The following is a 13,228-nucleotide window of genomic DNA, read 5'->3' as shown; positions in this document are numbered from 1 at the left end:
GAGCACTCCACCCGCGTGGCGGAACCGTTCGCGGGGTCAAGCGTGGGGGGTCAGCGTGAGCAGTGTCGCCTCGGGGCGGCACGCGAAGCGGACGGGCGCGTAGATGGAGTGCCCGCAGCCTGCGCTGACGTTCAGAGGCACCGAACGGTCGCCATGCGTCCAGGTACTGAGTCCCTTGGCCTGCTTCAGGGGGATGTCGCAGTTGGCCACGATGGCGCCGAAACCGGGGAGACAGACCTGTCCGCCGTGAGTGTGGCCGCCGAGGATGGCGTCCGCGCCGAGGTCGACGAAGCCGTTGAGCACGCGTTGATACGGCGCATGCGTGACGCCGAGCACGGGAGTGGCGTCCGACCGCGACCCGAGTTGTTCGAGCGCCGCGGGCAGCACGTCGAGGCGCTCCCAGTCGCGATGGGCGTCGTCGACGCCGAACAGGTCGACCGCCTCGCCGCGCACCGTGAGTCGCGTCGCGGTGTTGTTCAGGTCGGCCCAGCCCAGCTCGTCCGTGAAGTAGCGGTCCATCGCGGCGGTGTCGAGCAGAGTGGGCTCGCGGTGCTTCTGCGATGGTCCGGCGAAATACCGCAGCGGATTCCGGGGGGAGGGGCCGTTGACGTCGTTGGAGCCGTGCACGAACACCCCGGGAACTCCGGCGAAGGGGGCGAACGCTCGGCGGATGCCCTGCAAGCCCTCCTCGTGCCCGAGGTTGTCGCCCGTGTTGACGATGAGGTCGGGCTTCAGATCGGTCAGGGACGCGAGCCAGTCCTGCTTCCGGTGCTGCCAGGGCGCCATATGCGCGTCAGAGAGGTGCAGGATGCGCAGCGGCGCCGCGCCCGCCGGAAGTGCCTCCGCCGAGACCTCCCGCACCGTGAACAGGTACCGCTCGATGCCGATGCCCCAGATCGCGGTGGCTGCACCGACGGCCCCCACCGCGCCGAGCGCGATGAGGGCCGGGTGCGCCGCGCGGGACGTGCCTACTTGCACGACACTCGGATCGGCGTGGCCTTCGTCGCCGCAGAGTTCGCGGCCGGGGTCGTCGCCGTCACCGTCGCGTCTTCCGCGTTACAGGAGCCTTCTCGTTCGACCGTCGTGAAGCCGGCGGCGACGAGCGCGGCGTTGGCCTCGGTCGGACTCTGCCCTGTCACATCGGGAACGGTCGCGCCGTTGCCGTTGCTGGGCGAGATCGTGATGGTGGCCCCGGCAGCGGCCTGACCGGACGGGCTCTGTTCGACGACGATGTTCGTCGCCTTGTCGCTGTCCACCGGATCGCCCACGGAAACCTGGAAACCGGCGCGCTCGAGGGTCGCAGTCGCTTCCTCGACGGTCTGCCCGACGACATCCGGCACGTCGACACGGATCTGTCGGATAAGGTTGCCGTCCGGCTCCGGGAACCGATCGCCACCGTAGGCCTGGTTCGCGGCGTGCTGCGCGGCGCGGGCCAGCGGGTACCGCACCTCGTTGAGGAGGTGGCTGCCGGTCCAGACGTTGAACACGTTGTCGTGGTTGCCGTTCGAGCGGCCGGCCCAGACCGCGGTCGCGACCTTGGTGCTGGACTCGATCATCATGGTCGACCACAGGTCGTGCGTACCGGTCTTGCCGATCAGCGGGGTGCCGTCGAAGGGGTTGGCTCGCGCGCCGGTGCCACCGCCGGCCATGACGCCCTGCAGTGCATAGGCCGCGGTCGCCGCGACCTCCTTCGAGAGCACGCCCTCGGTGCAGGAGGCCTTGGGGAGCGGACGCTCCTTGCCTTCGGCGTCGATCACCTTGTCGATCGCGCGCGGTGTGCAGTACGTGCCGCCGCTGGCGACCGTCGCGTAGGCATTGGCCATCGCGATGGGGGAGATGTTCTTCGGTCCGAGGACGTCGTAGGGGACGTTCTCCTCCGTGACCTTCTCGCCGCTGGCCAGGGTGACGCCCATCTTGTCGGCGACCTTGTTGATGTCGCAGACGTCGAGCTTGGCGGCCATCGCGAAGAACCCGCTGTTGAGGGACTGCGCCGTGAAGGCCATCGGCGTCCCCGTGAATCCGCGAACGCGGTTGAAGTTGCCGATCTTCGCCGTGTCGGTCGTCTGCGGGCTGCCGCAGACCGGGATCTGCAGGTTGGTCTGCACCGCACCGTTCAAGGACTCCCGCACGGAGTGGCCCTTCTCGAGCCAGTCGATGAGGGTGAAGAGCTTGTAGGTCGAGCCCACCTGGAAGCCGCCGGAGTTGCCGTACTTCTGGTCGCCGGCGAAGACGAGCGATGAGTACTGCTGGTCGCTGGTCGGAGTCTCCGAGAACTTCGTGTTCTGCGTGATCGAGAGGATGCGACCCGTGCCGACCTCGATCGAGACGCCGGCAGCACCGAAGTACTTGTTGTCGAAGTTCGCCGGGACGACGTTGGCCATCTCCTCGGCTGCCGGGTCCTGCACGCGGAAGTCGAGGGTGGTGTAGATCTTCAGACCACCGCGGCGCAGCAGGTCGCGACGCTCTTGGATGTCCGCACCGAACGCCTCGTCGTTCTCGACGATCGACTTCACGTACTGGCAGAAGTAGGCGTTGCGTCCGGCGGCGGCACAGCCCTGGGTCGGGACCTTGATGGCGGGAGTGATCGCGGCGGCCTTTGCCTCGTCGTGCTGCGCCTGGGTGATCTTGCCGTCCGTGAGCATACGGCCGAGAACGTAGTCGCGGCGGTCCTTGGCGTCCTTGTACCCGTCCTCAGCGGAGTTGTGCGCGACGCCGTCGTCGGTCGTGTAGGTGCCGCCGGGCTTGTCGATGCGGTACGTGTTCGGGTTCTGCACGATGCCGGCGAGCGTCGCCGCCTGGCCGACGGTGAGCTTCGCGGCGGTCGTGGAGAAGTAGTACCGCGCGGCGGCCTCGATGCCGTAGACCGTGCCGCCGAAGTTCGCGATGTTGAGGTATCCGAGGAGGATGTCGTTCTTCGAGTAGTCCTTCTCGATCTGGATGGCGTAGCGCATCTCCTGGAGCTTGCGCTCGATGCCGTCGACGCCGGAGGCGTTGGTGGCGTCCTGCCAGCACTGCTGCAGCTCGTCCGCGTAGGTCTCGGAGGCCGTGTTGACGTTCTGTTCGCACTGCTGGATGCGGACGTTCTTCACGAACTGCTGGCTGATCGTCGAAGCGCCGCGGCTGGACGTGCCCCGCACGTTGTCGACGAGGGCCTTCACGGTCGCGCCGAGGTTGACGCCGCCGTGGGTGTAGAAGTTCTTGTCCTCACTGGAGAGGATCGCGTCGTAGAGGACGGGGGCGACCTGCTCGTAGGTGACCGGGACCCGGTTCTGCTCGTAGAACGACGCCAGCACGACCGGCTTGCCCTCGGGGTTGGTCGCGTAGATGGTCGACTGCTCCATCGGGGTGTCGACCTTGAGGACCTCGGGCAGCTCATCGAAGATGGTCAGCGCCGTGGAGCCGGCGACGCCGGTCATCGCGAGGACGGGGGTGACGCTGGCGGTGACCAGCAGACCGGCGATGGCGCTCAATCCGACGAGCCCGACGAGACCGCCGAGCACGCCCTTCACCGTGCGGTTCTTTTGGGGCATACGCTTGATCGTAGGGGAGTTCCCTGAATACCCGCTTTGACGAGCGCGGCCCGGTCTGCCCTGGACGCGCCCTGATCGACAGGAGTGCCATGACCACGTGGGAGTACCTCACCACGCCGCTGCTGATCCACAACACCGCGGCCATCCTCAACAACTGGGGCAAGCAGGGCTGGGAGCTCGTGCAGGTGGTGCAGGGCCCCGAAGGCGGTCTGGTCGCCTACTTCAAGCGCCCGGTGACCACGGACGGCTCGGCCAACGCCGGGCTCGCCGCCGCCGCCGAGGCCTCCCGCCAGTTCGAAGGGGGCCAGGCATGAGCGTCGCCGCCCGACTCTCCGAGCTCGGCATCGAGCTGCCCGCCGTCGCCGCCCCGGTCGCCGCCTACGTGCCGGCCGTCGTGCACGGTGGCCTCGTCTACACGTCTGGCCAGCTCCCGTTCGTCGACGGCGCCCTCCCGGCGACCGGCAAGGTCGGTGCGGAGGTCTCTGCGGAGGACGCCAAGGCGTTCGCCCGGACCTGCGCCCTGAACGCGCTCGCTGCGGCTGCCGATGTCGCAGGCGGTGTCGATCGGATCGCCGGTGTGGTCCGCGTCGGCGGGTTCGTCGGCTCGGCGGAGGGCTTCACAGGACAGCCCGCCGTCATCAACGGCGCGAGCGAGGTGCTCGGCGAGATCTTCGGCGAGGAGGGCCGGCACGCCCGCGCCGCGGTCGGCGTCGCGGAGCTCCCGCTCGGCAGCCCCGTCGAGGTCGAGGTCACCTTCCGCCTCGCATAGTTCCCGTGCCCCGGCTCGCCGAGACCCCGGGTACGCGCCGAGACCCCCTGTTGCAGACGCCTGCAGCAGGGGGTCTCGACGTGAACCCGGGGTCTCGCGTTACTTGACCTGGGCGGAGATGATGCTCATCACGGCGGTGTCGGCGAGCGTCGTCGTGTCGCCGACCTCGCGACCCTCCGCCACGTCGCGGAGCAGACGCCGCATGATCTTGCCGGAACGGGTCTTCGGCAGCTCGCCGACGATGTAGACGTCGCGCGGACGGGCGATCGCGCCGATCTGCTCGCCCACCCAGAGCCGCAGCTGCTGGGCGAGTCCCGCCGGGTCGTGCGCCGAGAGGTAGCTCTCCTTGATGATCACGAACGCGACGACCGCCTGACCCGTGGTCTCGTCCGAGGCGCCGACGACGGCGGCTTCCGCCGTGGCCTCGTGCGCGACGAGGGAGGACTCGATCTCCGCGGTCGACAGCCGGTGGCCGGAGACGTTCATGACGTCGTCGACCCGGCCGAGCAGCCAGAGGTCGCCGTCCTCGTCGAGGCGGGCCCCGTCGCCGGCGAAGTAGTAGCCCTGCTTCTCGAACTTCTCCCAGTACGTCTCGCGGAAACGCTCCGGGTCGCCCCAGATGCCACGCAGCATGCTCGGCCAGGGTTCGGTGATCACGAGGAGGCCGCCGTTGCCGTTGCCGACCTCGACGCCCTGTTCATCGACCACATCGATCGAGATACCGGGCAGGGGCACCTGCGCCGAGCCGGGCTTCGTGGCGGTGATCCCGGGGAGCGCCGACACCATGATCGCGCCGGTCTCGGTCTGCCACCACGTGTCGACGATCGGCGTCGAGCCGGCGCCGATGACCTCGCGGTACCACATCCAGGCCTCAGGGTTGATGGGCTCGCCCACCGAGCCGAGCACGCGCAGCGAGGACAGGTCGAACTTCTGCGGGACGCTGCGACCGATCTTCATGAACGAGCGGATCGCGGTCGGGGCCGTGTAGAAGATCGAGACCTTGTACTTCTCGATGAGTTCCCACCAGCGGCCGGGGTGCGGAGTGTCCGGCGTGCCCTCGTACAGCACCTGGGTGGCGCCGTTCGCCAGCGGTCCGTAGGTGACGTAGCTGTGTCCGGTGATCCAGCCGATGTCGGCGGTGCACCAGTAGACGTCGGTCTCCGGCTTCAGGTCGAAGACGTTCTTGTGCGAGTACGCCGCCTGGGTGAGGTAGCCGCCGGAGGTGTGCAGGATGCCCTTCGGCTTCCCCGTCGTGCCCGAGGTGTACAGGATGAAGAGGGGGTTCTCGGCGGGGAACGCCTGGGCGGTGTGGTCGGAGGAGGCGGCGGGGACGACGTCGTGCCACCACAGGTCACGGCCCTCGGTCCACTCCACCTCGTTCTCGCCGCGCTTGACGACGAGCACGTGCTCGACGGTCTGCTGCTCGCCCTCGCCGCGGTCGGCCAGTGCCTGGTCGACGGCCGGCTTCAGGGGGGAGACGCGGCCCTTGCGGTACCCGCCGTCCGCCGTGATCACGAGCTTGGCGCCGGCGTCGTCGATCCGGGAGCGGAGGCTGTCCGCGCTGAAACCACCGAAGACGACCGAGTGGATGGCGCCGACGCGCGCCACGGCGAGCATCGCGGCGATCGCCTCGGGGATCATCGGCAGGTAGATCGCGACGCGGTCGCCCTGACCGATGCCGAGCTCGTCGAGCACGTTCGCGACGCGCTTGACCTCGTCCGTCAGCTCGGCATAGGTGATGCGGCGGCTGTCGCCGGGCTCACCCTCCCAGAAGAGTGCGACGCGGTCGCCGTTGCCGGCCTCGACGTGCCGGTCGAGGCAGTTGTACGCCACGTTGAGCTCTCCGTCGTCGAACCACTTGGCGAAGGGCGGATTGCTCCAGTCGAGGACCTGCGTGAAGGGCTTGTGCCAGTGGACGAGCTCGCGCGACTGGTCGGCCCAGAAGCCCTCGCGGTCCGCGGCGGCGCGCTCGTAGAGCTCCTGCGAGGCGACGGATTGGGCGGCGAACTCCTCCGACGGCGCGAAGCGCCGGGTCTCGTCGAGAAGGTGATCGATCTGACTGCTCATCGGCAGGCGCTCCTTTGCGGCGTTCGGGTCGTGCAGGCATGGCCGCAGGGGGAGTGCGACCAGGTCAGGGTGAATCTATCCCCGCCCCTGACCCTCGAATACTGCCGAAAGTCGGTAGTCGAGTGGGTTTTGTCAGGACGGTCGCCTTGCGTACACTCGACGACAGCCGAAATCTCATTCCGGCCTTGGCGTGCCCGATTCCCCCGATCGAGAGCCGCCGTGGGCGGCATCTCATTCCCCCCGTGAGGTGCCGCCCTTTCTCATGGGAGCGCTCCCGCCTCCTCGTCCGCCGCGGTCGGCTCCTGCACCGCCGCGGGTGGCGTCTGGTTGTGCACAGGGTCCGACGGAACATGTGCCCCGCGCGGGCGACGCGCACAGCCGCGGCCTACCTTCGCCGTATGCCTGATCGATTCGTCATCCGCCCTCGCCCTTCCGGGAGTCGTGCCGCATCGCGCGCTCCGCAGGAGGCGCTCCGGAGTGAGCCGGCGTTCGCCCCGCTCGTGCCGTTCATCGACGACGAGGTGACGGACGTGTTCCTGAACGGCGCGGACGCGCTGTTCGTGGATAGAGGGAGCGGGGCGGAACGCGTGCCGGACTGGCGGGCCACGGAACGCGAGGTCCGCGAACTCGCCGTGGCGCTCGTCGCGATCGGAGGGCGACACCTCGACGATCAGACGCCGTGCGTCGATGTGCGGCTCGGCTCCGGCGTCAGGGTGCACGCCGCCTTGGCTCCGGTGTCGGCATTGGGCACAGCCGTGTCGATCCGCGTCCCTCGCGTACACGCGGCCGACCTCGATGCGCTCGCGGCGCGCGGGGCCTTCGATGCGCGGCAGAGGCGCTGGCTCGGCGCGCTCGTCCGCGACCGGGCGAACCTCCTGCTCACCGGGGGAACGGGCTCCGGCAAGACGACGCTGCTGTCGGCTCTGCTGTCGGAGGTCGCGCCCGATGAGCGCATCGTCACCATCGAAGACGTCGCGGAGCTGAGGCCCCGGCACCCGCACCATGTGGCTCTGGAGGCTCGCCAGGCCAATCTCGAAGGCGCCGGGGAGATCGATCTGGCGCGATTGGTGCGGGAGTCCCTGCGCATGCGGCCCGACCGTCTGGTGGTGGGCGAGTGCCGAGGGGAGGAGGTGCGCGAGCTGCTCACCGCGCTCAACACCGGGCACGACGGCGGTGCGGGCACCCTGCACGCCAGCGGTCTGGCGGACGTGCCCGCGCGCTTGGAGGCTCTGGGCGCGCTCGCCGGCATGGATGCGGTGGCCCTCGCGCGTCAGGCGGTGAGCGCCTTCACCATCGTGCTGCACCTGGAGCGCACTCCGGCCGGGGCGCGACGCATCGCGAAGGCCGGTCGTCTCGTGCTCGCAGGCGACCGTCTGGCGATCGAGGAGGTCGAACCGTGGTGACGCTCCGTGTGCCGCGTCCGGCGTCGGCGGCCGGTCCGCATGTCGCCGATTCCGTCCAGACGCTCGCGGTGCTCCTGCAGGCCGGGGCGATCCCCCTCGTCGCCTGGCGGCATCTCGCGGGCACAGGAGACCCGTCCGCGACGGCGGTGCTGGAACGAACGGATGAGGGGGTGCCCCTGGTCGCGGCGATCGAGGCGCAGGGTGGCATGTGGACGGAGCTGGCGGCGGCGTGGGAGGTCGCCACGACGGTGGGAGCGCCGCTGGCCGACGTGCTCCGCACCATCGCCGAGGCGCTGCGCGATGCCGCGTCGGCGGCGGACGACGTCCGGGTGGCCCTGGCCGAGCCGGCGGGCACGGCGCGACTGCTGCTCTGGATGCCGCTGGCCGGCCTGCTGCTCGGCGTGGCGCTGGGCTTCGACACCCTGGGCGCGATCATCGGTAACCCCCTCGGGGGTGCGTGCGTCGTCGCCGGCCTCCTGCTGGTCGTGATCGCCCGACTGTGGACGAGACGACTACTGCGCCGTGCGCGTCCCGAGTCGGGGACGCCGGGCATGACGGCGGAGCTCGTCGCGGTCGCGCTCACGGGTGGTGCACCGATCGACCGCGCCGTCGCGCTCGTCACCGAGACCGGAGTCGTCGATCCCGCCGAGCGCGACCGCGTCGGCCAGGTGCTCGAGCTCTCCCGTGCAGCCGGCGTCCCCGCCGTGGAGCTGCTGCGCGCGGCGGCGGCACAGGACCGGCATCGTGCGAGGGTCCAGGGGCGTCTTCGTGCCGCGCGCCTCTCCACGCGGCTGCTGCTTCCGCTCGGCGTCTGCACGCTGCCTGCGTTCCTCCTGCTCGGTGTGGCGCCCCTCCTGCTCAGTGTGCTCGCCTCCACGCCCCTGCCGACTTGACCCTTCCGTGATCACCCAAAGAAAAGAGGTATGAAGATGAACGACACCCTGCCCACCCTGGACCGGCGCCGCGCCCGGGCTCTCTTCGGAGACGACACCGGCGCAGCGACCGCTGAGTACGCCATCACCACCATGGCCGCGGTCGCCTTCGCCGGTCTGCTCGTGGCGATCATGCGCTCGGACGAGGTGCGGGGAATCCTCACCGGCCTCGTCCGTCGAGCTCTGACCGTCTCATGACGGGCGGCGTACCCGATGCCGATGCGACCCCGGCACACCGGCGGTGACGGGGTGACCGTGGCGCCGTCGCGGCGGAGCTCGCCCTGGCGCTGCCGGCCATCGTGCTGGTGCTGCTGCTCGGGGCGGGTGCTCTCGTGGCGGCGTCGAGGCAGGTTGCGCTGCAGGATGCGGCCGCCGACGCCGCACGGCTGCTCGGCCGCGGCGAGGACCCGGCGGCGGCAGCCCGGGTCGTCCACGAGGCGATCCCGGGCGCCGGTGCCGCGTTCGCCCCTGCGGGCGACCTCGTGTGCGCCACGACGACGCTCCGGGTCTCCTTCGGAGCGGTCATCAGCGTTCCGCTGCGCGCCTCGAGCTGTGCGCTGGACGGGGGCCGATGATGGCGGGCTCGGCGCTGGCGGCCGCGCTCCTCGTGGTGAGCGCCACGCTGTCCGTCGGTCTTGCGGCGGTGGGCGGTGCGGCGGTCACAGCACAGCGTGCGGCGGGCGCCGCCGACGCCGCCGCGCTCGCCGCCGCGGATGCCGCGAGCGGCGCGGTGCCGACGGCCGACGAGCCTTGTGCGCTGGCCGCCAGGGTCGCCGCGGCGGGCGGGGCGGCCCTGATGAGCTGTTCGCTGGAAGGGTATGTGGCGACCGTGTCCGTTGAGGCGGCGTACGCTGGACTCGCTGCCGTCTCCCGCGCTCGTGCCGGGCCACCCGAGGAACCATGACGGCGGCTCTACCCCTCGCCCGCTGTGAACGACCCCTGATAGCGGTGTGTATGGTGTGCTTCGAAGAAAGGACGCCCCTTGGCTGAAGGCAAGAAGCTCGTCATCGTCGAGTCCCCGACGAAGATGCGGTCTATTCAGGGATACCTCGGCGACGGCTACGAGGTGCTCAGCTCCGTCGGGCACATCCGCGATCTCGCCGACAAGAAGGACATCCCGGCCGAGGACAAGAAGGCGTACGGCAAGTACTCCATCGACATCGACAACGGTTTCGACCCCTACTACGTGGTCTCGGACCGCAAGACCAAGACGGTCGCCGAGCTCAAGCGCGCGCTCAAGCACGCCGATGAGGTCCTGCTCGCCACTGATGAGGACCGCGAGGGCGAGGCGATCGCCTGGCACCTGCTGGAGACGCTCAAGCCCAAGGTGCCGGTCAAGCGCATGGTCTTCCATGAGATCACCAAGGACGCGATCCAGGCCGCCGTCGGCAACACCCGTGAACTCGACCACGCCCTCGTCGACGCGCAGGAGACCCGGCGCATCCTCGACCGCCTCTACGGGTGGGATGTCTCGCCCGTGCTCTGGTACAAGGTCAAGACCGGGATCTCGGCCGGCCGGGTGCAGTCCGCCGCGACCCGCCTGATCGTCGACCGCGAGCGTGAGCGCATGGCGTTCGTCTCTGCGGAGTACTGGGACGTCGATGCCGACGCGGCCGCGACCGGCACGTCCTTCCGCATCCGCCTGGTGCGCGTGGACGGCGGCCAGCTCGCCCGAGGCTCCGACTTCGACGACACCGGGAAGCTCAAGAAGGCGGTCGTGGTCCTCGACGAGGCGAAGGCGGCAGCCCTTGCGCGCGCCGTCGACGCCGCGGGGGCGGGAACCGTCACCAAGGTCGAGGCCAAGCCGGGAACCCGCAGCCCCTACGCGCCCTTCACGACCTCCACCATGCAGCAGGAGGCGGGCCGCAAACTCTCGATGAGCGCGAAGCAGGCGATGAGCGTCGCCCAGCGCCTCTACGAGAAGGGGTACATCACCTATATGCGTACCGACTCCACGGCGCTGAGCACCCAGGCGGTGCAGGCGGCCCGGAGTCAGGCCGTGGCTCTCTACGGCGACAACGCGGTGCCCCTCAAGCCGCGCGTCTACAAGTCGAAGAGCAAGAACGCGCAGGAGGCGCACGAGGCGATCCGCCCCTCGGGGGAGAACTTCCGCACGCCGTCCTCGCTGTCCGGCGAGCTCGACCGCGAGGAGCAGCGGCTGTACGACCTGATCTGGAAGCGCACCGTCGCGAGCCAGATGTCGGACGCCAAGTACGAGACGACGACCGTCACCATCGCGGTCGAGGCGGACGGCCAGACGGCGGAGTTCACCGCCTCCGGCACGGTGTACACGTTCAAGGGCTTCCTCGAGGCCTACGAAGAGGGCCGCGACGAGAAGCGCAGCGATGCCGACGCCGCGGAGAACCAGTCCCTTCCCGCAGTCTCCGTCGGCGATGAGCTGGCGGTGTCCGCCGCGGAGGCGAAGGGGCACCGCACCACGCCGAAGCCGCGCTACACCGAGGCCTCGCTGGTGAAGGTGCTCGAGGAGAAGGGCATCGGCCGTCCGTCTACCTTCGCCACGATCCCGGAGACCATCCTCGATCGCGGGTATGCGGTCAAGCGCGGACAGGCCCTCGTGCCGACGTGGCTCGCGTTCAGCGTGGTGCGTCTGCTCGAAGAGCACTTCGCCGAGCTCGTCGACTACGACTTCACCGCGGCGCTCGAGGACGACCTCGACACCATCGCACGCGGCGAGCAGAACCGCGTGGAATGGCTGAAGTCGTTCTACTTCGGCTCCGACTCGCACGTGGGTCTTCGCCAGGTCGTCGACAACCTCGGGGAGATCGACGCCCGGGCGCTGAACTCGACGCGGATCACCGACACCGCGACCCTCCGGTTCGGCAAGTACGGCCCCTACCTCGAGGTGACGGACCCGAAGGATCCGGAGGCCAAGCCGCGGATCGTCAACGTCCCCGAAGATCTCGCGCCTGACGAGCTCACGGCGGAGAAGGCCCAGGAGCTGATCGATGCGCCGGTCGCCGGCGACCGCGTCCTCGGGGTGAACCCGGAGAACGGCAAGGTCGTCGTCGTCAAGGACGGACGCTTCGGTCCCTACGTGCAGGAGAACGATCCGGTCTCCGACGATGCCGCCGTCGACGAGGCCACGGGTGAGGTCGTCGACCTTCGGCAGGCTCAGGCACCCAGCGCGAAGGGGAAGCGCGGCGCGAAGAAGGAAGCGGCGCCCAAGCCCCGCACCGCCTCGCTGTTCCGCTCGATGTCGGTGGACACGATCGATCTCGACACCGCGCTGCAGCTGCTGAGCCTGCCGCGCGTGGTCGGCGTCGACCCGGAGACGGGGGACGAGATCACCGCGCAGAACGGCCGCTTCGGTCCCTACCTGAAGAAGGGCGCCGACTCCCGGTCGCTGGAGAGCGAGTCGCAGATCTTCGACGTCACGCTGGAACAGGCGCTGGAGATCTACCAGCAGCCCAAGTACGGCGCCCGGCGGGCGTCGAGCGCGCTGGCCGAGTTCGAGGCCGACCCGGTGAGCGGTAAGCCCATCCGCGTGCGCGACGGCCGCTTCGGACCGTACGTCACCGACGGCGAGACGAACGTCACCATCCCGCGCGGACAGACCCCGGACGACATCACGTTCGAGATCGCCGTGCAGATGCTCGCGGACAAGCGCGCGAAGGGTCCCGCGCCCAAGCGCGGAGCGGCGAAGAAGGCTCCGGCCAAGAAGGCCCCCGCCAAGAAGGCGCCGGCGAAGAAGGCCCCGGCGAAGGCCTCCACCGCGAAGAAGTCCACGGCGGCGAAGACGTCGACCACCTCGGCGGCCCGCTCGGCGGCGGCCAAGAAGGCGGCGGCGACCCGGGCCGCGAACGCGGCGGCGAAGGCCGCAGAGAAGGCGGACTCGTGACCGCAGGCCCGGGCCTCTGGATCACGCTGGAAGGCGGGGACGGGTCCGGGAAGACCACCCAGTCGAACCTCCTGGCCACGTGGCTGGAGCAGAGCGGTCGGACGGTCGTGCGCACCCGGGAGCCGGGTGGTTCCGAGGTCGGGCAGCTCATCCGCGACATCGTGCTCCACCATCGCGGCGACATCGCCCCGCGTGCGGAGGCGCTGCTCTACGCCGCTGACCGTGCACACCACGTCGCCACGGTCGTCCGACCCGCGCTCGCTCGCGGCGAGATCGTGCTGCAGGACCGCTACCTCGACTCCTCGGTGGCATATCAAGGCGCCGGACGCGTCCTCGACGCCACGGAGATCCGTGATCTGTCGCTGTGGGCCGCGGAAGGGGCTCTTCCGGACCTCACCGTGCTCCTCGATCTCGATCCGGCCACGGCGCGCACGCGCCTCGACTCGGCCGACAAGCCGTTCGACCGGCTGGAGGCCGAGAAGGAGGCCTTCCACGCCCGTGTGCGCGACGCCTATCTCGAACTGGCCCGCGCGGAGCCCGCTCGGTTCCTCGTGATCGACGCTGCGGCGTCGCCCGAACACATCGCTGATCGCATCCGCGCCCGCGTCTCCGCACTGTTCGACTGATCCTCCACAGAGAAGGCCCCGTCCGACGGGATGCCCGGTCCA

12 protein-coding genes are annotated in these 13,228 nt (G+C 69.8%); 9 read left to right on the top strand and 3 right to left on the bottom strand.

The window, feature by feature from the left end; genetic code table 11:
• Nucleotides 1-36: 36 nt before the first annotated feature.
• Both KVS71_RS07300 and KVS71_RS07295 read right to left on the bottom strand, forming a co-directional pair.
• Nucleotides 37-978 carry a metallophosphoesterase gene (locus tag KVS71_RS07300; protein ID WP_217584236.1) on the bottom strand — a complete coding sequence of 314 codons (942 nt, stop codon included), beginning with the start codon at nt 976-978 and terminating at the stop codon, nt 37-39.
• Nucleotides 969-3,530, bottom strand: a complete 2,562-nt coding sequence (locus tag KVS71_RS07295) for a transglycosylase domain-containing protein (protein WP_247641260.1) — start codon at nt 3,528-3,530, stop codon at nt 969-971. The genes KVS71_RS07300 and KVS71_RS07295 overlap by 10 nt, the downstream gene beginning before the upstream one ends.
• 89 nt (nt 3,531-3,619) lie before the next feature.
• Between KVS71_RS07295 and KVS71_RS07290 the strand changes: the two genes are divergently transcribed.
• On the top strand, nt 3,620-3,844 hold the full coding sequence (locus KVS71_RS07290) for a hypothetical protein (RefSeq protein WP_060921874.1): 225 nt from the start codon (nt 3,620-3,622) through the stop codon (nt 3,842-3,844).
• Nucleotides 3,841-4,299: a RidA family protein gene (locus tag KVS71_RS07285; protein WP_105950280.1), complete on the top strand. Its 459-nt coding sequence runs from the start codon at nt 3,841-3,843 to the stop codon at nt 4,297-4,299. The genes KVS71_RS07290 and KVS71_RS07285 overlap by 4 nt, the downstream gene beginning before the upstream one ends.
• 99 nt (nt 4,300-4,398) lie before the next feature.
• On the opposite strand, the gene acs is transcribed toward KVS71_RS07285, so the two are convergent.
• Entirely contained in the window at nt 4,399-6,366 is a 1,968-nt protein-coding gene (acs, locus tag KVS71_RS07280) for an acetate--CoA ligase (protein ID WP_217584235.1), read from the bottom strand.
• Between the two features lie 398 nt (nt 6,367-6,764).
• Between acs and KVS71_RS07275 the strand changes: the two genes are divergently transcribed.
• The 7 genes from KVS71_RS07275 (at nt 6,765) to tmk (ending at nt 13,186) form a co-directional block, all read left to right on the top strand.
• Nucleotides 6,765-7,769, top strand: coding sequence for a TadA family conjugal transfer-associated ATPase (locus KVS71_RS07275; RefSeq protein WP_217584234.1), 1,005 nt, complete (start codon nt 6,765-6,767; stop codon nt 7,767-7,769).
• Nucleotides 7,763-8,662 (top strand): type II secretion system F family protein, encoded by a 900-nt coding sequence (locus KVS71_RS07270; protein WP_105950278.1) that lies wholly within the window; start codon nt 7,763-7,765, stop codon nt 8,660-8,662. The genes KVS71_RS07275 and KVS71_RS07270 overlap by 7 nt, the downstream gene beginning before the upstream one ends.
• 30 nt (nt 8,663-8,692) lie before the next feature.
• On the top strand, nt 8,693-8,899 hold the full coding sequence (locus KVS71_RS07265) for a DUF4244 domain-containing protein (RefSeq protein WP_105950277.1): 207 nt from the start codon (nt 8,693-8,695) through the stop codon (nt 8,897-8,899).
• Nucleotides 8,900-8,982: 83 nt separating this feature from the next.
• Nucleotides 8,983-9,276: a TadE family type IV pilus minor pilin gene (locus tag KVS71_RS07260; RefSeq protein WP_217584271.1), complete on the top strand. Its 294-nt coding sequence runs from the start codon at nt 8,983-8,985 to the stop codon at nt 9,274-9,276.
• On the top strand, nt 9,273-9,605 hold the full coding sequence (locus tag KVS71_RS07255; RefSeq protein WP_306663911.1) for an Rv3654c family TadE-like protein: 333 nt from the start codon (nt 9,273-9,275) through the stop codon (nt 9,603-9,605). Before KVS71_RS07260 ends, KVS71_RS07255 begins: the two co-directional genes overlap by 4 nt.
• Nucleotides 9,606-9,683: 78 nt before the next feature.
• Nucleotides 9,684-12,560 carry a type I DNA topoisomerase gene (gene topA, locus KVS71_RS07250; protein ID WP_217584233.1) on the top strand — a complete coding sequence of 959 codons (2,877 nt, stop codon included), beginning with the start codon at nt 9,684-9,686 and terminating at the stop codon, nt 12,558-12,560.
• Nucleotides 12,557-13,186, top strand: coding sequence for a dTMP kinase (gene tmk, locus KVS71_RS07245; RefSeq protein WP_105950275.1), 630 nt, complete (start codon nt 12,557-12,559; stop codon nt 13,184-13,186). The genes topA and tmk overlap by 4 nt, the downstream gene beginning before the upstream one ends.
• Nucleotides 13,187-13,228: the final 42 nt, after the last annotated feature.

Origin of the sequence: Microbacterium sp. GbtcB4 (assembly GCF_019091465.1) — a bacterium.
In the GTDB taxonomy this organism is placed as follows: domain Bacteria; phylum Actinomycetota; class Actinomycetes; order Actinomycetales; family Microbacteriaceae; genus Microbacterium; species Microbacterium paraoxydans.
Note: the sequence above shows the minus strand (reverse complement) of the source record. Positions and strands in the feature narration are given on the sequence as shown.